Consider the following 21,729-nt stretch of genomic DNA (forward strand, 5'->3'; position numbering starts at 1 on the left):
CAAAGGATGGGTGATGAAAGTGGTGAGGGTGGTGGAGGTGGCGGCGCGTGATCCCGGCCGACGCACGAGGTGGATGAACGCAGGATATTTCATCGGCCTGAACAGAAAACATCAAGCGGGTTCACGCGCTTGTGCGACGCAGGCACGCCTGTACGGGTGCGTTTCGTCATGCTGCGCGGCGCCACTGCGTCTGGCGGGCCGGTGCCGGGCGAGTCAAGGACGGATCGCGCGCCGGCCCATCGCGCAGGCAGCGGGCGGGCAGGGCCGGGACCGGGTGCATGCCGGACCCGGCGGGCCAGGGCGGGGAAGGCGGCGCCTTCCCCGGCCGCCGGTCATTGGATCAGCACGTAGTGCGTGCCGTCGCTGTCGGCCACCACCAGCACCAGCTGGCGCGGCCGCACGCCGGCCAGCTCGCGCAGCATGCGCAGGTCGGTGATGCGCATGTTGCCCACGCCGATCACGATGTCGCCGGCATTGAGCCCGGCGGTGGCGGCGCGGCTGTTCGGCTGCACCGTGCCCACCGCGACGCCGTAGATGCCTTGGCTGCGTTCGGCCTGGCCCAGCTCGCTGAAGGTCACGCCGGCCAGGCGCGGATCGAGCTTGCCGCCGTCGAGGTTGGCGAGTTTCTCGGGGCGCAGCACCGCGGTGACCTCGCGCGTCTTGCCGCCGTGCAGCACGCCGAGCTTCACCGAGCTGCCCACCGGCAACAGGCCTTCGGTGTTGCGCAGTTCGTTGACGTCGCGCAGCGGCTTGCCGTCGATCGCGGTGAGCACGTCGCCGGGTTGCAGGCCGGCTTGTTCGGCGGGCGAGCCGGCGTTGACGCCGGTGATCACCACGCCCTTGTCCTGCGTCAGGTTCAGCAGGCGTGCGATGCGCGGGGTGATGTCCTGCGACTGCAGGCCCAGCGTGCCGCGTTCCACCTTGCCGTGCGCGATCAGCTGCTGCATCACCCCGGTGGCGAGGTTGCTGGGGATGGCGAAGCCGATGCCCACGTTGCCGCCGGACGGCGAGAAGATCATGGTGTTGATGCCGACCAGCTGGCCGCGCAGGTTCACCAGTGCGCCGCCGGAATTGCCGGGATTGATCGAGGCGTCGGTCTGGATGAAGTTCTGGTAGCCGGCGTTGCCCAGCCCCGAACGCCCCAGCGCGGAGACGATGCCCGAGGTCACCGTTTCGCTGAGCCCGAACGGTTCGCCCACCGCCACCACGAAGTCGCCGACGCGCAACTTGGCAGAGTCGGCCAGCGGCAGCGCCTGCAGGTTCGGCGCATTGATCTGGATCACCGCCACGTCGGTATCGGGGTCGGTGCCGACCAGCTTCGCCTTCAGCGTGCGGCCGTCCTGCAAGGTCACCGTGATGTCGTCGGCGCCGCCCACCACGTGGTTGTTGGTGAGGATATAGCCCTTCGCCGCGTCGACGATCACGCCCGAGCCCAGGCTCTGTTCCACCCGCTCGCGCGGCACCGCAGGCAGGCCGAAGAACTGGCGGAAGGTCGGATCGTCGAAGTACGGATTGCGCACCTGCACCCGCGTCTTGCTGGAGATGTTCACCACCGCCGGCGTGACGTGCTCCAGCATCGGCGCCAGCGAAGGCATCGCCTGGCCGTCCACCGCCGGCGGCATCGCGGCGCGGCCGGAAGCGGGCAGGGCGGCGCCCAGCAACGCCGCCAGTGCGGCGGCTGGCCAGTGCGGAAAACGCGGGTGACGGGATGACATCGGACTCCTCCTGCCGGATGCGGAAACGGCGCGCTTTCTGACTGCGTGGGCGGTGTCGTGGTTCCCCGCGGCCGATGCGATGTCGGGGATGCGCGCACCACTTTACATCGGGCCTCCCCGGGGGTACCTTGCCATCTATTCGCAACCACAACATCTTGTGTCCGTTCGCTGGCGATCGGACAAGCACTGGTGGGGCGAGGCAGCTTTCAGGGGGCGGGTTCGGCAAGCGGTCAGCATGGCGTCGCTGCGGCATCCGCCCGTCGCCGCATGGCTGCCGAGGTACGGATCGATATCAACAGCAACAGACAAGAACGGCCGCGAGGCCGCGCTGGGAGGTCAGGAAGCCGATGAGCACAGCACGTGCGCCCGCCACGGGTTCGGAATTGCAACGCGACGCCGCGGCGGCGATCCCGCTGCAACCTGCTTCGCAGGACATCTGGGACAAGAAATACCGTCTGCGTACCAAGTCGGGTGCGCCGGTGGACGCCGACATCGACGGCACCTGGCAGCGCGTCGCGCGCGCCTTGTCCGAAGTGGAAGCCACGCCCGAGCTGCGCGAGCACTGGAACGAGCGCTTCCTGTGGGCGCTGCGCCGCGGCGCGATTCCCGCCGGCCGCATCACCTCCAACGCCGGCGCGCTGGAGCACAAGCCCGCCACTTCCACGATCAACTGCACCGTGTCCGGCACCATCCGCGACTCGATGGACGACATCCTGGAGAAGGTGCACGAGGCCGGCCTCACGCTGAAGGCCGGCTGCGGCATCGGCTACGAGTTCAGCACGCTGCGCCCGCGCGGCGCGTACGTGTCGGGCGCAGGTGCCTACACCTCCGGCCCGCTGTCCTTCATGGATATCTACGACAAAATGTGCTTCACCGTCTCGTCCGCCGGCGGCCGCCGCGGCGCGCAGATGGGCACGTTCGACGTCAGCCATCCCGACGTGAAGGAATTCATCCGCGCCAAGCGCGAAGACGGCCGCCTGCGCCAGTTCAACCTCTCGCTGCTGGTCACCGACGGCTTCATGCAGGCGGTGGAGCACGACCAGGACTGGCCGCTGGTGTTCCCGATCCACGTGAAGGAGCGCGACGAGCTCGACCTCGACGATGCCGCCAAGGTGGTGTGGCGCGAGTGGCCCACCCACGAGAACTACGTGGACCGCGAGGACGGCCTGGTCGCCTGCAAGATCTACGGCCACATCCGCGCGCGGCACCTGTGGGACATGATCATGGTCTCCACGTACGACTACGCGGAGCCCGGGTTCATCCTGATCGACAAGGTCAACGAGATGAACAACAACTGGTGGTGCGAGCACATCCGCGCCACCAACCCCTGCGGCGAGCAGCCGCTGCCGCCGTACGGCTCCTGCCTGCTCGGCTCGATCAACCTCACCACCTTCGTGCGCGATCCGTTCGGGCCGAAGGCGCGTTTCGACTGGGACGAGTACCGCGAGGTGGTGAAGATCTTCACCCGCATGCTCGACAACGTGGTCGAGATCAACGGCCTGCCGCTGGAGCAGCAGCGCAACGAGATCATGAGCAAGCGCCGCCACGGCATGGGCTACCTCGGCCTCGGCTCCACCATCACCATGCTCAAGCACCGCTACGGCAGCGCCGAGGCGGTGGCCTTTACCGAAGACGTCTCGCGCGAGATGGCGGTGGCCGGCTGGGAAGTCGCGCTGGACCTGGCGAAGGAGAAGGGCCCCGCGCCGATCCTGGCCAAGGACTACACCGTCACCGGCGACATGCTGCGCCGCCGCCCGGAAATGGCGAAGGACGGCTGGAAGGTCGGCGACGCCATCCCCGGCCGCCTGCTGCACGCCAAGTACAGCCGCTACATGCAGCGCGTCGCCGAAGTGGCGCCCAACCTGGTCGAGCAGCTCGCCGAAACCGGCGCGCGCTTTACCCACCACAGCTCGATCGCGCCGACCGGCACCATCTCGCTGTCGCTGGCCAACAACGCCAGCAACGGCATCGAGCCCAGCTTCGCCCACCACTACTCGCGCAACGTGATCCGCGAAGGCCGCAAGACCAAGGAAAAGGTCGAGGTCTACAGCTACGAGCTGCTCGCCTACCGCGCGCTGATCAACGCCAGCGCGATGCCGTTCACCGACGATCCGCAAGCCAAGCTGCCGGATTACTTCGTGGCCGCCGACGACATCGGCCCGAAGCAGCACGTCGACATCCAGGCCGCCGCGCAGAAGTGGGTCGATTCGTCGATCTCCAAGACCGCGAACGTCCCCACCGACTACCCCTACGAAGACTTCAAGGACATCTACTTCTACGCCTACAAACAGGGGCTGAAAGGTTGCACCACCTTCCGCTTCAACCCCGCCGCCTTCCAGGGCGTGCTGGTGAAGGAGGCCGACCTTGCCAACACCCTCTACCACTTCGAACTGGAAGACGGTAGCGTTATCGAACTTCGAGGCAATGAAGAAGTGGAATACGACGGCGAGCTGCACACCGCGGCCAACCTGTTCGATGCCTTGAAGGAAGGGTATTACGGCAAATTCTGACCCGTATCCACCAAGCAACGATCACCGCCGGAGGGGAACACTCGCATGTCCATCGATATCGAATTCGAAGTGAAAGATCCTGTAATGTCTGACGCCCCTGCGGCGCCGGTGGTTGCTGCCCCGGTCGCCGCTGCGCCGGCCGCAGCACCGAAGAAGGCCGCGAAGAAGCCGGCCAAGAAGAAGGCTGCGAAGAAGCCTGCCGCGAAGAAGGCGGCGGCGAAGAAGGCTCCGGCCAAGAAGAAGGCAGCTGCCAAGAAGACGGCGAAGAAAGCCGTGAAGAAGGCCGCCGCCAAGAAGACGGCGAAGAAGGCCGTGAAGAAGGCCGCTGCCAAGAAGACGGCGAAGAAGGCCGTGAAGAAGGCAGCCGCCAAGAAGACGGCGAAGAAGGTCGCGAAGAAAGCGGTGAAGAAGGCCGCGAAAAAGGTTGCCGGCAAGGCGAAGAAAGTCGCCAAGAAAGCCGCAAAGAAGGTCAGCAGCAAAAAGACGGCGAAGAAAGCCGCCCCCAAGAAGACAGCCAAGAAGGCTGCCGTGAAGAAGGCCGCCAAGGCGGTCAAGAGGTCCACTGCCAGCAAGAAGGCGAGCGTCAAGGCGGCGAAGAAGCCCGCCAAGAAGGCCGCCCGCAAGAAGTAAGTCCCGAAACAGCCGGCCCGGCCACGCGCCGGGCCGGCTGTTTTTCTCTTGTCGATCGACCCGCAAACCACGAGTGCACCGTTCGTCCTGAGCGTAGCAAAGCGAAGTCGAAGGACATCAGCGGAAATCATTTGCAGGCCGGATCCATAGCTGCGCGCGCCGCCATCCATCCAGAGAAGAACACCCCGCCATGGCGATCAAGATCGAAAAGAAGATCAAGGGCTACAACGTCGTCAAGCCCGAGGACAAGGCTGCGCCGGCCGCCGCACCCGAAATCAAGGCCAAGGCCGCCGAACCGCGCCAAGCCGAAGTCATCCAGATGCACGAGAGCCTGGAGCGCCCCGAGCAGCTCATCGGCTCCACCTTCAAGATCAAGTCGCCGCTGTTCGAGCACGCGTTGTACGTCACCATCAACGACATCGTGCTCAACGCCGGCACCAAACACGAACAGCGCCGCCCCTTCGAGATCTTCATCAACTCGAAGAACATGGACCACTTCCAGTGGATCGTGGCGCTCACCCGCATCCTCTCCGCCGTGTTCCGCAAGGGCGGCGACGTCACCTTCATCGTGGAAGAGCTGAAGGCCGTGTTCGACCCGCGCGGCGGCTACTTCAAGGCCGGCGGCGTCTACATGCCCAGCATCGTCGCCGAGATCGGCGCGGTGATCGAGCAGCACATGAAGAACATCGGCCTCATCCACGATCCGGAGATGAGTGACAGCCAGCGGGCGTTGATCGCCGAGAAGCGGGCTGCCTACGAGGCGGCTGGGGCAAAAAAAAACGCTGACGTGAGCCTGGCTTCAGCGGCGGAAGGCGCCGAATCCAACGGCAGCTTCCCGCCCGGCGCCACGCTGTGCCACAAGTGCAATACGCAGGCGCTGGTGCTGATGGATGGATGCCAGACTTGCTTGAATTGTGGGTATAGCAAATGCGGGTAAGCGGCGGTATTCGATGAAGATCGAACAAGAGCGGCAGCGATGCCGCTCTTGTTATTTGCGCTTCGTAAAAGTGGCTGCGGCCCGGTTGCGGTTGTACGGTTGAGTCGCTTGGCCGCTTCGCCACCGGATGGCTTCGCGGCTGTCCCGAAGCGGCGTGTTCGTATATATGCCCGGATGATGGAAGGCCAGACTCCGGAGCCTTGCTTGCCTTGCAGGCAGGCTTTCTTTTACTGATGGGCACTGGAACAAAGGCTGGGCGGGGAATGAGGCAGCGCACTTTCGATGTCCTGGCGATCGTTGGCGTCTTCGTGGCCTATACGGTCACGATCCGGCTGGCCATGGGGCTCGACCTTGCGGGCTGCCTGCTGGGCGGAGCTGCCAATACGATTCCCGTGGTCATCTTCGGGGTGGCCGTGCGCCGCATCGTTGCGCAGCGCCTGGTCGGGCGCCCGGCCGGAACCCAGCTTGTCGCCCATCTGTTGCTGTGCGCCGCGTTCACGGCGCTTTCGTATCTGTTGCTGATCGTGCTGCTCGGCCTGTTCAACGGCGCTGGTCCCGATGGTTTTGTGGTGCGTCCTTTCTCGCTGAGCGGAGCGGCCTGGCAATCGCTGGAGAACGTGACGACCTACGCCTTGATCGCCGCCGTGTCCTACCTGCAGGTCCCGGACCGGGCTCACCTCGCGCTGCGCCGTGCGTCGGCTGGAGACGGTGCGGCTACCGCAATCGCGACGTCCCCGACCAGCGCCGCGGAGGAGGGGCGGGCCGGGTCGCTGGGTGCCTCTGCAGCGGAGTCCGAGGCGCGCACCGACGGCAGTCTCTCCCGCTATTTCGTCCGGATAGGCGACGAGCTCAGGCCGCTGGACATGGATACGGTGGTAAGCATCGGTGGTGCGGATGACTACGCCGAAGTGCGTACGCAGAGCGGCAAGCACCTGGTCCGCGTGACGCTGGCGGAATTCGCCAAGTCGCTCGATCCGGCGAAATATGTCCGCGTCCATCGCTCGTGGATCGTGAACACCCATCGCATTGCCCGTGCCGAGCCGGCCGGCGGCGGGCGCCTGCTGCTGCATATGGAAAACGGCCAGACCATCTCGACCAGCCGCGACGGGGCGAAGCTGCTGCGCAACCGGGTCATCTGACCATCTCGCCGTTCCCGTTCGCCGTGGCGAAGTGTCCATTCGCCGATTTTTCCGCCTTTCCCTTCCGGATCCCGCAACGATCGCACCGTCCTGGCCCCTGGCCCGGGACGAACCGCTATTGGCCCGAATGATCCGGAGAAAGAACGGCATGAAAGTCTTCGCCCTGCCCATCCTGCTTGCCTGGGGCCTCGTCGCCACCGCTGCTCATGCCAGCGTGGCCCCGTCCGCGGAGGTCGCGCTGCCCGGTACCGCGGCGACGCTGATCGCAAGTCATGCCTCGGCTGCCACGCCGGCCGAACTGATCGTGCTCTACCGGCTGCAGCTCGCCGCCGGACGCTATGCCGACGCCGAGGCGACGCTCGATCGCCTGGCTGCCGCCTACCGGTCCAGCGAGCCCAGGCTGGTTCCCTCGGTCGTGCCCTGGCAGACCTATGCGCGTGCGAAAGCTTACGAGGCGAACGGCAGCGAGCCTTCCGCCGCCTTGCGTCGCGCGTTTTCCGAACTCTACGGTTCCCTTCCGGACGACCAGGCCGTGGACGTCGGCCCCTGGTACGAAGTCGACCTGGATGCCGTGCGCGCCAAGGTGGCGGAGCAGGAGAAGGCCTGCGCCGGGATGCGGCTGGCGGATTGTCCTTCCGCCGCAAGCCTGATTGCGGCCCGCCAGGGATTGGCCGCATGGACCTACCTGGTGCCCGCCTTGAAGCCGCTGCGCGAGGCCGATACGCAACGCCGGTTCCTGGTCGACGACCAGATCCTGATCCCGACGCCGGATGGCGCGAAGATCGCCGCGATCCTCGTGCGTCCGCGCTCCGCCCAATCGACCAAGCTGACCGCCCTGCTGAATTTCACGATCTATGCCAACGATGACTGGAGCATGGACGACGCCAAGAAAATGGCTGCCCATGGCTATGCCGGCGTGGTCGCCTATACGCGAGGCAAAGGCCGCAGCCCCGGTGCCGTGGTGCCCTACGTCCACGATGGCGAAGACGCGGCGACGGTGATCGCATGGCTGGCGCGCCAAGCTTGGAGCGACGGCCGCGTCGGCATGTTCAGCGGCAGCTACAACGGCTTCACCCAATGGGCCGCCGCCAAGCACCATCCGCCGGCGCTGAAGGCGATCGCCACCCACGCCACCAATGCCCCGGGCATCGATACGCCGATGCAAGGCAACGTGTTCCAGAGCTTCATCTACTACTGGCCGTTCTACACCACCGACAGCAAGGGTCTGGACGACCGGGCCTTCGACGATCGCGCCCATTGGGTCGCGCTCCAGCGCCAGTGGTATGTCAGCGGCAAGCCTTATCGCGACCTGGACAAGATCGACGGCAGACCCAATCCGATCTTCGATACCTGGCTGAAGCACCCGTCCTACGACGCCTACTGGCAGCGCCTGATTCCCTACGGCCGCGAGTTCGCCGACATCGACATTCCAGTCTTCGTGGAAACCGGCTACTACGACGGCGGCATGGTGGGCGCGCTGTATTACTTCCAGCAACATCTCACGTATCGCCCGTCGGCCGACGACCGGATGCTGATCGGCCCTTACCATCACACCGCCATGCAGACCGGCGTGCTGTCCGAGATCGACGGCTATGTCGTCGACAAGGCGGCGCTGCTCGATCTCCAGGATGTGCGGCTGAAGTGGTTCGAGCACGTGTTCCGCGGCGCCCCGTTGCCCGACCTGCTCAGCGACCGGGTCAACTTCGAAGTGATGGGTGCGAACAGCTGGCGGCACGTGTCCACGCTCGCCGATATGGCCACCAGCTACCGGCGCTTGTATCTCACCGGGCGTCGCGAAGCCGATCGGTTGCTGTTCGATGACGCGCCGGGCAAGCAGTCCCTCCCGCCCGAGCTTGTCGTGAACTTCGCCGATCGCAGCGATGCGGACTTCCGTCCACCGGCGGGCGCGCCCGACATCCGCAACGCCCTGGTGTTCGAAACACAAACGCTGACGAAAGCGCTGGAGATCGACGGTTTGTTTCAAGGGCGATTCGAGGTCGTCATCAACAAGTGCGACTTCGATCTGGCGGTCAACTTCTACGCGTTGACACCCGACGGCAAGTACCTCGACCTGGCCTCCTACCTCGGCCGGGCGAGCTACATGCAGGACCGCACCCACCGGCATGTGCTGCAGCCCGGCCAGCCGGTCACCCTCGCATTCCAGAGCCAGATGGCGACCGCGCGTCTGCTCCCGGCGGGAAGCCGCATCGTGGCTGTGGTCGGCGTGCCCAAGACGCCCCAGGCCCAGATCAATTACGGCACGGGCCGCGACGTGAGCACCGAATCGACAGCCGATGCGGGCGAGCCCTTGCGGATCCGCTGGCTGGCGGGCAGCTATCTTGAGCTCGGTACGCGCGGAAGCCTCGAGTTCGCGCGCGACCGCTGACATCGTTTCTTCGCCAAGGACCGTTCAACGGTCCAGTCGGGGGCGTAGAGCGCAAGCCTGGTGTGGCGCCGTCACACCAGGCGGTGGCCACCATCGACGTGGAGCACGCTACCGGTGGTGAAGCCATTGCGCATCAGGAACTGGATGGCCTGTGCAATGTCCGCCGGCTCACCCACGCGCCCCACCGGAAGCCGATTCGCCATGGCTTCGAGCATCTCGGCTTTCTTGTCCCCGGCCACCGATGCCCAGATCGGAGAGTCGACCCAGCCGGGCGAGACGACGTTCACGCGTATCGGGGCGAGTTCCACGGCCAATGCGTACGCCAGCGATGCGAGCGCACCATTGACGGCGGCAACCACGGAGCCTCGCGCGGCCGGCCGTGAAGGTGATGGACCCGCGTTGCGACAGGGATGACACGCCATATTTCGCGAGCAGCAGTGGGCCGATCAGCTTCGAGTCGATCGCACGGCGGATGGCGGACATCTCGAGCTCTGGAAGCAGGCGATAGACGCCATCCAGCGTCGCTGCAGTGGTGACGATGTGATCGAGAGGGCCGGCTTTTGCAAACAGCTGGACGACATCGTCTTCGTTCGTGATATCGGCCGCCACGAGGGTCACTCTTTCCTGGTCAGCAAGGCTGTGCCGCGCTGCCTCCAGGCGGCTCTGGTCACGCCCCGCAAGGGTGACCCTTGCGCCATCGGCCAGCAGTGACGCCGCCAATGACAAACCCATGCCGGAACTGCCTCCGACGACAAGCACGTGTTCCCGGCGGTTATCGACAACTTGCATGCGGTTTCTCCGTAGTGATGTGGAAGGGGGCGACATCGATTCGCCCGCGACAGGGCCGAGCGGTGGGCATGGATGGGACCGTGCCAACTTCAAAGTGGCCTTGGCCTCAACGCGCGTGTCGGATGGCCCGGCACGGTTGGAGTGAACGCCTAGAGGCATGAACCCGTGGGTCCGGTGGAGGTACAGCCGATGGAGCCCGGGCCGCCATGGCCGTTGTCGCCATGGACCCGGACACTTACGCCGTTCTTTTGCAAGAAGCTGTCATCTGACGAAGGTGTCGACTGGCCATGGGCGCCGGCGCGCATGGCGTCCTTGAAGGCAGCACCGAGCACGCTTCGATAGTTTGAGCCGGTGCTGGTGGTCGATGCAGGGGCAGGCTGCCGGAAGCTGTCTGTGTTCGCTGGCGGTGGTACGGCGCTTTGCGCCGCCGCGCACGAGCATATGAACCATGCCACGAGGCATATACGGTGCTGTCGCATAACCAATTCCTTTAGATTTTTTCAAACAGAAGAGAACCGACCTGCGATGGCTGGAGAGTCGCCCAGGATCGTCCAGAGGGTCGGGTCATCGTGTTCGGCCTGGTCACGTGCCCCGTTGTCACGGCGCAGCCAGTGCCGCATTGAATTCGGTTGCGATAAAGCGCTGATCATGCACCCCGGAGGCAGGGCTTGAAGCAAGCCAGACGATAGGTGGCCCCATCACGGCCGGATCCTGAAGCCGGGCTCGTATCTCAGCAGGAACATCGTCAGGAACCATCCCGGTCAGCGTACCGTTGCCACCGGGAAGCAGCGTATTCACGGCCACCGAACTCCCTGCAAGATCCGCGGCCATCACTCGCGACAAGGCTTCGACACCGGCGCCTGCCGGCCCGTACGGGACGAAACCGCGACGGGTCATGGTTTGCTCGTTCATCGAGATGTTGACGACTCTTCCGCCGCCGTTGCGGAGCATGAGGGGAACGACCGCCCGCGCCATCAGGAAACAGCCGATCACCTTGGTGTCCAGCACATCGCGAAACCCGCCATAGCTCACCTGCCAGAACGGCTGCGCTTCCGACAGGAAACGGGGATTGACCGTGCGCATGCCGATACCGGCGTTGTTCACCAGCACGTCGATGCCGCCCCACGCGTCGCAAGCCAGGGCCACGCAGTCCGCGACCGAGCGCTCGTCGCGCACATCCAGTGGGCACGGGATGGCGTTTGAGCCCAGCGCTCTCGCGGCGGCTGCGGCGCGTTCCTCGTCGCGGCCGGTGACCATGACCCGGGCGCCCGCCTGGGCGAGCGCCCGGGCCATGGCGGCGCCAAGGCCGCTGGTGGCACCTGTCAAAAGAACGCGGGTGCCATTCAATGGAGTGAAAGGCCCAAGGGCCCGGGTATCGTGGGAAGCCATGGCGGTTTGGTCGCTAAATAACAGAGGCCAGCCGCCTTGATGGGCGCGCATCAACCCTCGTTCTGTCTGCAGGAGCGCTCAGTCGTGGGGAGGCGTGGCGCTGGAATCCATCCACATCACTTCCCAGATATGGCCATCCGGATCCTCGAAGCTTCGGCCATACATGAAGCCAAAATCCTGCACGGGAGTAGGGTCCGGTTTTCCTCCGGAGGCGCTCGCCTTGTCGACCAGGCGGCTCACCTCCTCACGACTGTCCGCCGACAGGCACAGAAGCACCTGTGCATCCACGTGTGCGTCGGTGATCCGCTTGTCGGTGAACTGACGCCACTTGTCGTGCGTAAGAAGCATCACGTAGATCGTATCGGAGAGCACCATGCACGCTGCGGTGTCGTCACTGAAGGCGGGGTTATTGACCGCGTCGACGGCCTCATAGAAGGCCTTCGACCGCTTCAGGTCGCTCACGGGAAGGTTGATGAAAATCTTCTTGCTCACTGCATATCCTTTGTTTTTGGTTCAGAAGGGACGGCGGCTTTCAGGTCGATGCCGGACGGCGGTATGCGCACCAGGAACAGGGGCCGCCGGGGATGCCAGGACTGGGGCATGTTGCATCACGCAAGGCGTTGATCGTGCGCTCTCCGCGTTAGAGCAAGTGCAGGCCGCCATCGCATTCGAGGATGCTTCCGGTGGTGTAACCGTTCCCTATGAGGAAGGCGACGGCCTGAGCCACGTCATCCGGTTGGCCGACGCGGGCCACTGGCAACTCACTCGCGTGGCTGGCAAAGAACTGCCGCCGCACATCGTCGGGCATGGCGTTCCACCAGGGGGTCTCCACCACGCCGGGGGAGACGGCGTTGACCCGGGTGGGGCAAGCTCGCGGGCAAGCACGGGTACCATGGCCTCGATCGCCCCATTGATGGCGGCCAGGCCGCTGGTGCCCGGGTTGGCGATCCGCGCCGAGATCGCCGTCAGGAACGTTACGCTGCCCCCTTTGCGCAGCGCCGGCAAGGCAGCTTGCGCCGCTTGCACGTGCGGCCAGAACTTGGCTTCGAAGCCGCGGCGCAAGGCCAGCAAGTCGAGCTCCTGGAAGTTGCCTGCGCCATCGCCACCGCTGAGTGCGATCACCAGATGGTCGATGGTGCCGATGTTGCTGAAGAATCGATCCAGTGACTCACGCTGGGTTCCGTCAAACGCCTCGAACCGCACCGCCCCGTCGACCCCTGCCATCGCCGCGCGCAACTTTTCCGCATCGCGACCGGTGGCGATGACCTCATAGCCTGTGCTGGCCAATCGCCTGACGGTAGCCAACCCAATGCCCGACGAGCCGCCAAGTACGACGACACTGCCTGCGCCGCTGCTCATTGCATCGTCTCACCTTCATGCCGCTTCCGCGGCGATGGGTGAAATGGTGCATGCTAAGACCACTATCACTCCAATCATTTGTCGTAATGGCCTCCATCATCGAGCATGATCTTCGTCAGTTCGATCTCAATTTGCTTCTGGTCTTCCGGGCGCTCATGCAAGAACGCCACGTCACGCGCGCGGCGGAGCGGCTTTTTCTCGGCCAGCCCGCGGTAAGCGGTGCGCTCAAGCGACTTCGCGCGGCATTCGGCGACGAGCTGTTCGTGCGTGGACGCCAAGGCATGGAGCCGACACCTCGTGCGCTGGAGCTATCGCAGCAGATCGACTCGCTGCTGGTCGGCCTTCACCACGCCATGCGGGTTCACCAGCCGTTTGATGCGAAACATGCCAGCAGGACATTCCGCATAGGCGTCTCCGAGGCGATCGCGGTCACGCTGTTCCCGTCGCTGCTGAAAGTGCTCGGGTCCGAAGCGCCAGGCATACAACTCATCACCGTGGATACGGACTGCCACCGCGTGTCCTCGATGTTCGAGCGCAACGACATCGAGATTGCCCTGGGTGTCTTCAACCATTACCCGCAATGGCAGCAGTATCACCCCTTGTTGGATTGGCGCTTTGTCTGCCTTTACAACCCGGAGCTGGTACGGGTCCAAGGCGAAACATTGAGCATGCGCGAGTATCTCGCCTACCCGCATCTGCTCACTTCATTCAAAGGGGAGTTGCGGGGGTTCATCGACGAGCGGCTGGAGGCGCTTGGCGAACGCCGGCGGGTGATTTTTTCCAACCCGCACTTTGCCACGCAGCCATTCATTGCACGGGACAATCCCGTGCTTGTCACAGTACCCGACTATATCGCCCGCATCTGGAGCCGCAGTCTAGGGTTAAGCATCAGCCCTTTGCCGTTCGAGTCCCCGGCGCATCAGATCAGCGCACTTTGGAAGACATCGCATCAGGGGGACAGCGGTCTGCGTTGGCTGGTGGACTTGATAGATCAAGTGGTTCGCGCACTATGACGGGGGCGTACCAGCGGTAAAGGGACGTAGGGAATCAAGTTGGCCTAGTTGCCGATGTCCCCTTTGTCCGGCTTCCTGTTTCCTCACGGGCCCGCGTCGGGCCACTCGCCAATGGAACGCGCCCACGCCGCATAACGGTTAGCGATATCGCTTGCCGCGCGCCGGTTATCGAGCATGCCAGCAGCGTTCGTCGCCAGCTCGCGCCAGCGCTCGATGGCGTGCAGTTGCCCGTGGAAATGCCAGATGACGTCGGTGAGCACGGACGCGGGCAAGTCCGCCTGCGGATGCCCCAACGCCACGCCCAACACATGAGCCATGCCCTGCAAGCCATGCAGGCATTCCAGCGCCTGCGCTTCGGCGCCGCTCTGTATCGCCGACAGGCGTCGTGCGCAGAAACGCGACAGGCCGGCGTCGGCCAGGGTGTGGGTGCCGCTGCCCAGCAAGTGGTGGAGCAGTTCGCTGAGGCCAGTGGCAGTGGCCTCGACGTCGCCGAAGATTTCTTCGGCAACGTCGGCATCGCCGTTGGCTGGTGTCGAGGTTTGCGTTCCGCTCGCCATACCTTCTCTCCATAGAGCTACGCCGACGTCCACGCCTCTCGAACATGCATGCGGTAGCGATGGATAAAGCGATGACGTTGCCGCGAGTTGCACTATGTCGATAGGCGTCATTTTGTCTTTTGCTAAAGACGCAATGTCTACTATAGTTTGCATTTATACTCGTATAGTTTGTAGTAGTCAACGCCGACCGCACGGATGCTTGTCCTATGAGGAAAGCATCCGCCCAAGCCACGCCACGCCTTGTGTTTGCGCGAAACCTTCGTCAGGTCAGGCGCCTGAGGGATTTGTCGCAGGAGGCGCTGGCGCTACAGGCAGGACTTAGCCGCACCTACGTTTCCGAGGTGGAGCGCGGGGCGCGGAACATCTCCATCGACAACATGGGGCTGCTCGCGGAGGCGCTTGGCATGCCTTTGCGAGACCTGCTGGACGCTGATCTGCTCAAGCGCCTGGCAGCATCGTAGGTAACCGGAGGGGCGTCAGAAGCATTTTCGCCGCGCAAACGCTGCGATAGGGGCAGGGTAGGGCCCCATACAGAGCGCACCCTTCCTACAGATGCCGCGTCTCGGCAGGCCTTTCGTCCCAGCTGTCGTTGAGCCCGTCGTAATACGTCACCGGCGCCAGCATCAGCTCGTCGATATCGACGCCGTCCAGGCACATGACGTTGATGTTGTAGTACTTGCTGCCGCTCATGTTCGGCATGTCGATCCACTCGAACGCCCTTACGCCGCAGTGCTTGCAGAACTGGTGGTGCGCGACCGAATTCCCGCGTCCCCGGTAGTCCGTGAGGTCGTGCTCGCCTGCCAGCAGGCGGAACGCGTCGGGAAGGGCATTGATCGACCACAGGCGCATCTTGGTGCAGATCGTGCAGTTGCACTTGCCGGTGCCGGTGCTGATATCGAGATCCGCTTCAAAGCGGATGGCGCCGCAGTGGCAGCTTCCGGTGTAGGTCCTGAGCATCGAGCCTCCGCTGATCCGCGTTTTCGACCTTGCGTCATGCCTGGGGTACAGCCCGCTCATGATCCGCTCTCGCGACGAAAGCGAAAAGACATCAGGGACACTTCGCCTAGCCTGCGTCGCGCCCCCGGGATTTTCGCGTCACCCGGCGCCAGATCCATCGCCACCCCAGTGCCAGCGGAAAAGCCAGCAGCAGGAACGGAATGCCGTAGGCCAGCATCGACATGGCGTCGCTGAGGCCGTCGAGCAGTTGATCGGTCCAGTCGCCGAGGGAGAAGCCACGACGGTGGTCGTTGGCTTCATCGGCGAAATCCAGCTGCAGCAGGTTGGTGTCGATGCGTCTCTGTTGCTGGGCAGCAACACCCTGGAGATTTTCGCGCTCCACCTGTATCTGTGCGCGCTCGTGTCCCAGCGCAATGAGGTCGCTCGTTGAGAGGTCCTTGCGTTGGGACAACTGTTCTATCTGTGCGGCGTAGGCTTCCAGTCGTTTCTGTTTCTGCGCGTTGTCGTTGACCGCGTCGGCGAGGTCTTCCGCCTTCGTTTCGCGCCAGGCCAGCTTGCCGTTCTGGCTGGCGATGTGGCTGAGGGGTTCGACGCCGGAGGGCACTACACGCAGTGTCAGCGAACCGCTGTGCTCATCCTGCTTGAGGCTCAGAAGATTGCAGGCGCCAAAGCGTGCCGATTCGCAGGCCTCGCGCACGGCGGCCATGCGTGGGGCAATCTGCTCATTCTGCAGCTCGATGTTCAGGTGATGCTCGTAGGCAAGTTTCGCCCCCGCTTTCGCCGTTTCGCCGGCGATCGGCAGCGGCGCGACCTCCTGCTTCTTCGAACATCCCGTGGCCGTCAGCGCCAGCGCGACCAACAGCATGCAATGCCGTGTTCTGAGCATGATTCCCCCTTCGTCCGTTGAAGGACTGCGAGGAAAGATGACAGGCCGGGCGCCTCTTGTGCAAGATCCTGCAGGCCGGGGCGCAGGGTTGCTAACGGGTCAGGCCTTCTTGCCAAGCCCGAGCCAACGCACCCCACGATACGAGTCCGCCACCACCCACGCTGCGGCCGTCAGCACCCAGGTCGCATACGTCTCGCCCCAATGGAAGGCGCTGATATGGCCGGCGACGACCATGGGTAGCCAGATCAGCAGCAGGAACAAGCCCATCATCATGGCCGACAGGGTGGCGGCCAGCCGGGCGAGTACGTTGAAGACGATCGCCGCGCCCGCGGCGAGATAGGCGCCACCGGTCAGGTAGGCCCAGAACACCGGTGCATGCAGCCAGTAGGGAATCAGCGGGGCAGTGAGATTGAGATAGGCGTAGTGCGAGAAGCCGAAGGCGATCAAGGCCAGGCCGTAGAGCACGCGCGCCATGCGCAGGCCCTGGTCGCCGACGGCGAACCCGAGCCGGCGCCCGTCGGCGTCGGTGGCGAACCATGCATGCAGCACCCATACGCCCGCCACGACGACCGCCATTTCGCCGCAATATTGATACGAGCCTTCCGTGAGCGGCGCCTGGGCGATCAGCGGCAGCTTGAACACCAGCATCCATGACGCGGCGTAGAAAAACAGCACGCGCGCAGCCAGCGACGTCGAGCGCGGCCAGAACGAGCCGAGGCCGCACGCCAGCGACACCGCGGCGCAGAGATAGCCCAGCAGCCTTGCGGCCGGCACATGGTCGAACACCGGCTGCCATATCACGGTGAATCCACCCTCGATCAGGCCGAGGATGCCGAGGGCAATCAGTGTCACCGCAAACACGGCATGCCCTACGCTGGCAGTACGCATCGCTTGATCCTCTCCGTGATGGTGCGACCGCTAAAGGCTACGGAAGGGCACAGCAAACCGGCTCAGCGTTGCCCATGCACGGATTCCGGTCAAGTTGATCATCGATTCCGGCAAGCGCCGAACACCCGCTGGTTCTGGGCACGAGTGTGAGGGGCGCTTACGGTTATATTCTGGACGGGTCCGCTTTCGACGCGGAGCGGACATTGCAGCTCTAGGTTCTTCGAGCGCCACACGAAAGGCCAGGAGAAGGGGTGAATGAACTGGAAGATCGTTCTGTTGTGGGTTTGTGCGTTTGGAACGCTCGCTGCTTTGGGCGATTTGCATAGACGCTCGAAGGACCATGACGCCGCTGAGCTATTACAAGAGAGGTCGGCTCCACGTCCTGCTGAAAGCGTCAGGCCTATGCATAATCCACCACGGGAACGCGACATCGTCGCCCTGGCGGAGAAGGACTCTTTCGCCTTCTGCCATCCCGTGGATCAATCGGCCGATGGGTGCGAGTTAGACGCGGCGCTTATCGGTAGTGAGTGGACCGTGTTCGCGTGGCCCTACCTTGGGACCCCCGGAAAAAGCTACCGCTGCTGCGCACCGGATAGTGCTCGCCTGTTTATCTATTCTAGAAATGGCACCCTCTTGAGGCAGGAGCGTGGTGGTCCGTAATTGAGAGTAATGTCCGCTTTCGACCCAAAGCGGACAGTTTTCGATCCGAAAACACGTGCCCGTGCCAACGAGGGAGGGCTACATGAAGGTAACCAGTTACCCAGTTCTCATAGCGCTAGCTGCCATAATATCAATGCCGTGTCTGGCCGATGTGGATGGCTGCACTAAGATGACGAAGGTCGCTTCCGATGCTGCCCTGCCAACCATAAAGCAAGCGTTCGCGAAATCTGGACGTTTCCCGTTGGATCGCGTTGAAATTTCAAGAGGAAGGGATTGCGACGACAGCATCTATTTCGTTTTTGAGGCCAAGCCGGCCTACAGAAACGTCGGGTCTCACTGGTTTGTCTCGAAAGACAAAAAAACGGTAAGATTCACATTCAGGATGGCATCTGACGGCTCGGCTTAGGTCCGCTTTCGACCCATAGCGGACATCACACTTGCGCAAGGATCATCACATCAGGTGGGGTGCAGATGATTCATCGATTGATCGGCGGAGCAGTTGTCGCGGCTTGGCTATGGCTGACCTTTCATCTAAGCCTGGTCATTCCTAATCTGGAAGTGGCAGCGTCATCTAGAGCTTACCGCGCAGGGAGCGGGGCCATGTATGTCCTGTTCATGCCCCTGGTTGCGGCGGCCCTGCTGATCTACCCAGAATATTTTGTCGATCGATTCAGCCCCATCTCGAGCTTGACCGGCGATCCGCTGTTGGGTGTCGGCGTCTGGCGGTTCTTTGGCTATTTTGTCCTACTGATAAGCTGGGGTCTCATTGAGCTTTTCCGGCAATAGCGCGCTGCTGCCGGATGTCTGGAAGTCATGGTGATGACCGTCGGGGCCGGCCACAGACGGAAACGGGCCAGCGCATCGCAAGGGGGTGATTGGATGAGGTTTCCGACCATCGATGTAGGTCAGATACCAGAGAAGCTGGCTGAGCTGTCGGGACCATGTGGGCCAATTTCTGTTTGGCTTGTCTTGGCACGACACGGGATCGTTGCTGATCCTGATGAAGTCATCCAACGATGCTCTTATACGGACAAATTTGGGTCTTTTGCCGTTTGCATGGCTGACACCCTGCAACACTTTGGACTCCAAGTCTGCTTTTACTCTGACCCAGATCCGGCACCCAACGAACTTGAGCTAGATGCCTATCGCAGAGTGAGCGCAGTGCCAGCCGTATCCCTGTCTAAACTGCTGCAGAACGTGAGCGACGGCGCAAGCGTCATCGTTAACTATCTAGCGCCGGGAGGAGACGGTCATTTTTCCCCGCTGAACGGCGCAAGGGCCAATAAGCTGCTACTGCCCTACAGTATCGAGGGAAAAATGCTGCGATCTGAGTTCTACAAACGTTGGAGAGCCAAGGGAATCCTTCGGCAGGCAATCGTTTCACGGTAGAGATCAAAGGGGGGGGGGCGCCCTGCACGTCGTTTAGCCGAGTTGTCGGGTGTCCGCTTTCGACCCGTAGCGGACCCTGCCATAGACAAGGAGATTGTGTGGATAGCAGCGACAAGAAGCGGGGTGATCGCGGCGTGGCTTGTAGCCTGTTGAAGCTCCCCGATGGCCGCCTGCGGGTTGTGCTGGACGATGTCAGGAATCTAACGCCGGGTGACTCGGGGCCGTGGCAGCACGAAGTCCTCGTAACGTTCAAGGATTACGAACGAGCGGCGCTGTCCTCGCTGGATCTACCCGAAGATGAGTTAGCGGCCTTTGGCCACTACGTTCTGGCGCGTTTGCTCGCGACAAATGGCCTGCTACCGTCGGAACCATAAGGTCCGCTTTCGACCCAAAGCGGACACTCCCAGCGAGGCCGGAAAGGAGCGCAGATGGAATCGAAGGCGGCGCCAGCGGCGAGATCTGCGGTGTTAGTCAACGCGCGCTGAGCGTTCGGTGGCATCTGCTCACACGCGGAGGGTTTCTCGAAGTGCGTGAGAACGGTTAGGCGCAATTGCGCACAGGCTTTCCCTGCGGCAAGCTGGGGCAGTCGTGTTCAGCCCAGCTTGACTTTGAGCGAATCGGACTATGACTCGCGCGCATCCATGCGCGTGCCAGGGAGGTTTTTGAGTGACTCACAAAGTGGCAGTGGTTTTCCTGCTGGTGTTGATATCGAGCCTCGCATCCCTCCGGGCCGAAGAGAACTTCGCTCCCGTAGAGGCTCGTGTGCCGTTCGCACCCAGCCCCGTTGTCGGCACCGATGGCCTGAAGCATCTCGCCTACGAACTGCATGTCACCAACTTCTACGGAGACACTGGCTCGTTGACGCCACGTGGTCTCAGTGTTTTCGGCGATGCTTCCGAAACGCCGTTGCTTGTGCTCACGGCGAAGGACTTGTCGAACACGATCAAGCCGGTGGCACCTGAGGGCAAGAAGGCATCGATTGCGTCGGGCAAGCGTGCCGTTATTTTTGTCTGGATCACGCTGCCACCAAGTGCGGCGGTACCGCGCGCGCTGCGTCATCACATCGAGTTCGCCACTGAAAAGGGGGCGGTGTCGGTGCTCGACGGTGCCATCGTGCCGGTTCGTGATGAGCCGGCTATCGCGATCTCGCCGCCGCTGCATGGTGGCCGTTGGTTGGCGCACGAAGGGCCCGGCGCGGCTCAATCTCATCATTGGGGAAGCTTGGTGGCCGTCAACGGGCAGCTCACCATCCCGCAGCGGTATGCGCTGGATCTGGTGGGCGTCGATTCCGCGGGCCATGTCGTGCGTGATGGCGTGCGCGATATCCAGAAGTCCACCTATGCCGACTGGGTCGGCTATGGAGCCGACGTCCTTGCTGTAGCTGACGGAGTCGTGCGCAGTACGCGCGATCACGAGGCGGAACATCGGCCACTCAGTCCCCAGCCCGAGCCGACATCGCTGACGGCGAATGGACTCTTCGGGAACTACGTCGTGCTGGAGATCGCTCCCGGCGTGTTTGCGAGCTACGCGCACCTGCAGCGCGGCAGCATCAAGGTCAAACCCGGTGACCGGGTCCGTCGCGGACAAGTCCTCGCACATCTTGGTCAGTCCGGAAACTCCGCCGCCCCGCACCTGCATTTTCAGCTATCCAATGCCCCGACGTTCGAGGGATCGGAAGGCGTTCCTTATGTTTTTGACCACTTCGCCTTCCTCGGACCCGAATCGGAGGCGCAGCTGTTTGGTCAAGGCAAGCCATGGACACATCCCGCAGCCGATGCACGGCACGACGAGATGCCGCTCAACGATGTGGTGATTGAATTTCCTGATCAGTGACTGCGTAGATCTTCTGTCTTTCGGAGGAGGGGATATCGCGAACCCGACTCAGACAGATGGCTGGCTTCAGGCATAGGTGTGGCCGGGCGTCTCATGTTCGCTTTCGACCCGGAGCGGACATCCGCGAAAGGCATTCATAGGGAGAATTGGCTGTATGTCGACCAACATATCAATGGAGACGAAGGTCACGCTGAGGCAGGCATTTCTTGTCATGCATGCCTATCTAAGGCTCCACTACGAATTGAGAGACAAGCCGGTACTACTCGGTGCAATGCTGGGTGATCTTTCGCTTTGGGATACGGAAAGTGGCGGTAAGGAACCGATGGATGGGGCTGTGTTCCCTGATTGGTTGGATTGCGCCAAGGCGGTAATGACGGCGGAGGCCACGCCGGAGGGGTACCGGGGAGCCGACATCTTGCTCGATGGAAAACCACCTACGATGAAGGTCAGGCGCTGAGGTCCGTTTTCGACCCAAAGCAGTCAAGAGCAGGTCACGTCATGGATTCTTTCTCCGTTCGATGCATCTTTCTTTGGGGACCTCGCAGTGACCAAAAACTCAGATACCTGTACGAGGAAAGGGTCACTCTATGGCAGGCCGAAAGCATTGAGCTAGCCATCGATATGGCTGAGGCAGAGGCCGCGTCCTACGCTGCAGGCTCGGACAGGTATTTGGGATGCTCACAAGCATTTGC

Annotated in this window: 19 protein-coding genes and 2 pseudogenes; 11 read left to right on the forward strand and 10 right to left on the reverse strand. The window is 63.0% G+C overall.

Translation table 11 applies throughout. From position 1 onward, the window contains the following. Positions 1-332: 332 nt before the first annotated feature. Positions 333-1,715, reverse strand: coding sequence for a DegQ family serine endoprotease (locus ISP14_RS15385; RefSeq protein WP_404541469.1), 1,383 nt, complete (start codon positions 1,713-1,715; stop codon positions 333-335). A 347-nt stretch (positions 1,716-2,062) separates the two neighbouring features. Between ISP14_RS15385 and ISP14_RS15390 the strand changes: the two genes are divergently transcribed. The 5 genes from ISP14_RS15390 to ISP14_RS15410 all read left to right on the forward strand — a co-directional run bounded on the left by ISP14_RS15390 (position 2,063) and on the right by ISP14_RS15410 (position 9,317). After that, a complete protein-coding gene (locus ISP14_RS15390) occupies positions 2,063-4,225 on the forward strand; it encodes an adenosylcobalamin-dependent ribonucleoside-diphosphate reductase (RefSeq protein WP_404541471.1) in 2,163 nt (720 codons plus the stop codon). A gap of 45 nt (positions 4,226-4,270) precedes the next feature. Continuing rightward, the gene (locus ISP14_RS15395; protein ID WP_404541473.1) at positions 4,271-4,855 is read left to right on the forward strand and encodes a hypothetical protein; all 585 of its coding nucleotides are present in this window, start codon (positions 4,271-4,273) and stop codon (positions 4,853-4,855) included. A 190-nt stretch (positions 4,856-5,045) separates the two neighbouring features. After that, positions 5,046-5,792: a TSCPD domain-containing protein gene (locus tag ISP14_RS15400; RefSeq protein WP_404541475.1), complete on the forward strand. Its 747-nt coding sequence runs from the start codon at positions 5,046-5,048 to the stop codon at positions 5,790-5,792. 263 nt (positions 5,793-6,055) lie between these two features. Further along, positions 6,056-6,931, forward strand: a complete 876-nt coding sequence (locus ISP14_RS15405) for a LytR/AlgR family response regulator transcription factor (RefSeq protein ID WP_404541477.1) — start codon at positions 6,056-6,058, stop codon at positions 6,929-6,931. Continuing rightward, complete coding sequence (locus ISP14_RS15410; protein WP_404541479.1) at positions 6,825-9,317, forward strand: CocE/NonD family hydrolase; 2,493 nt, start codon at positions 6,825-6,827, stop codon at positions 9,315-9,317. The genes ISP14_RS15405 and ISP14_RS15410 overlap by 107 nt, the downstream gene beginning before the upstream one ends. Positions 9,318-9,388: 71 nt before the next feature. On the opposite strand, the gene ISP14_RS15415 is transcribed toward ISP14_RS15410, so the two are convergent. The 5 genes and pseudogenes from ISP14_RS15415 to ISP14_RS15435 all read right to left on the reverse strand — a co-directional run. Beyond that, entirely contained in the window at positions 9,389-9,739 is a 351-nt protein-coding gene (locus tag ISP14_RS15415) for an SDR family oxidoreductase (protein ID WP_404541531.1), read from the reverse strand. Then, positions 9,705-10,265 (reverse strand): annotated as a pseudogene (locus ISP14_RS15420) (SDR family NAD(P)-dependent oxidoreductase); the annotation flags it as partial. The gene ISP14_RS15415 and the pseudogene ISP14_RS15420, both read right to left, overlap by 35 nt. Positions 10,266-10,703: 438 nt before the next feature. Then, a complete protein-coding gene (locus ISP14_RS15425) occupies positions 10,704-11,546 on the reverse strand; it encodes an SDR family NAD(P)-dependent oxidoreductase (protein WP_404541481.1) in 843 nt (280 codons plus the stop codon). Between the two features lie 27 nt (positions 11,547-11,573). Then, positions 11,574-11,987, reverse strand: a complete 414-nt coding sequence (locus ISP14_RS15430; RefSeq protein WP_404541483.1) for a VOC family protein — start codon at positions 11,985-11,987, stop codon at positions 11,574-11,576. A 210-nt stretch (positions 11,988-12,197) separates the two neighbouring features. Then, a pseudogene (locus ISP14_RS15435) lies at positions 12,198-12,854 on the reverse strand (SDR family oxidoreductase); the annotation flags it as partial. Positions 12,855-12,940: 86 nt separating this feature from the next. Between ISP14_RS15435 and ISP14_RS15440 the strand changes: the two are divergent. Further along, positions 12,941-13,867, forward strand: a complete 927-nt coding sequence (locus tag ISP14_RS15440) for a LysR family transcriptional regulator (RefSeq protein ID WP_404541485.1) — start codon at positions 12,941-12,943, stop codon at positions 13,865-13,867. An 83-nt stretch (positions 13,868-13,950) separates the two neighbouring features. Here the strand turns inward: ISP14_RS15440 and ISP14_RS15445 are convergent, their stop codons facing one another. After that, positions 13,951-14,424, reverse strand: coding sequence for a hypothetical protein (locus ISP14_RS15445; RefSeq protein ID WP_404541487.1), 474 nt, complete (start codon positions 14,422-14,424; stop codon positions 13,951-13,953). 206 nt (positions 14,425-14,630) lie between these two features. Between ISP14_RS15445 and ISP14_RS15450 the strand changes: the two genes are divergently transcribed. Then, positions 14,631-14,885: a helix-turn-helix domain-containing protein gene (locus ISP14_RS15450; protein ID WP_404541489.1), complete on the forward strand. Its 255-nt coding sequence runs from the start codon at positions 14,631-14,633 to the stop codon at positions 14,883-14,885. An 85-nt stretch (positions 14,886-14,970) separates the two neighbouring features. Here ISP14_RS15450 and ISP14_RS15455 read toward each other — a convergent pair whose 3' ends face one another. The 3 genes from ISP14_RS15455 to ISP14_RS15465 all read right to left on the reverse strand — a co-directional run bounded on the left by ISP14_RS15455 (position 14,971) and on the right by ISP14_RS15465 (position 17,155). After that, positions 14,971-15,381: a GFA family protein gene (locus ISP14_RS15455; protein WP_404541491.1), complete on the reverse strand. Its 411-nt coding sequence runs from the start codon at positions 15,379-15,381 to the stop codon at positions 14,971-14,973. 106 nt (positions 15,382-15,487) lie between these two features. Further along, on the reverse strand, positions 15,488-16,246 hold the full coding sequence (locus ISP14_RS15460; protein ID WP_404541493.1) for a DUF4349 domain-containing protein: 759 nt from the start codon (positions 16,244-16,246) through the stop codon (positions 15,488-15,490). A 120-nt stretch (positions 16,247-16,366) separates the two neighbouring features. Beyond that, positions 16,367-17,155, reverse strand: a complete 789-nt coding sequence (locus tag ISP14_RS15465; RefSeq protein WP_404541494.1) for a hypothetical protein — start codon at positions 17,153-17,155, stop codon at positions 16,367-16,369. 1,260 nt (positions 17,156-18,415) lie between these two features. Here ISP14_RS15465 and ISP14_RS15470 point away from each other — a divergent pair. From ISP14_RS15470 to ISP14_RS15485, 4 genes are all read left to right on the forward strand, one after another. Further along, on the forward strand, positions 18,416-18,601 hold the full coding sequence (locus ISP14_RS15470; protein ID WP_404541496.1) for a hypothetical protein: 186 nt from the start codon (positions 18,416-18,418) through the stop codon (positions 18,599-18,601). A gap of 701 nt (positions 18,602-19,302) precedes the next feature. After that, on the forward strand, positions 19,303-19,578 hold the full coding sequence (locus tag ISP14_RS15475; RefSeq protein ID WP_404541497.1) for a hypothetical protein: 276 nt from the start codon (positions 19,303-19,305) through the stop codon (positions 19,576-19,578). A gap of 292 nt (positions 19,579-19,870) precedes the next feature. Beyond that, positions 19,871-21,037 carry a M23 family metallopeptidase gene (locus ISP14_RS15480; RefSeq protein WP_404541498.1) on the forward strand — a complete coding sequence of 389 codons (1,167 nt, stop codon included), beginning with the start codon at positions 19,871-19,873 and terminating at the stop codon, positions 21,035-21,037. Between the two features lie 154 nt (positions 21,038-21,191). After that, positions 21,192-21,494, forward strand: a complete 303-nt coding sequence (locus ISP14_RS15485; RefSeq protein ID WP_404541500.1) for a hypothetical protein — start codon at positions 21,192-21,194, stop codon at positions 21,492-21,494. The last annotated feature ends 235 nt before the right edge of the window (positions 21,495-21,729 follow it).

This window comes from Dyella agri (genome assembly GCF_044904705.1).
Taxonomy (GTDB): Bacteria; Pseudomonadota; Gammaproteobacteria; order Xanthomonadales; family Rhodanobacteraceae; genus Rhodanobacter_A; species Rhodanobacter_A agri.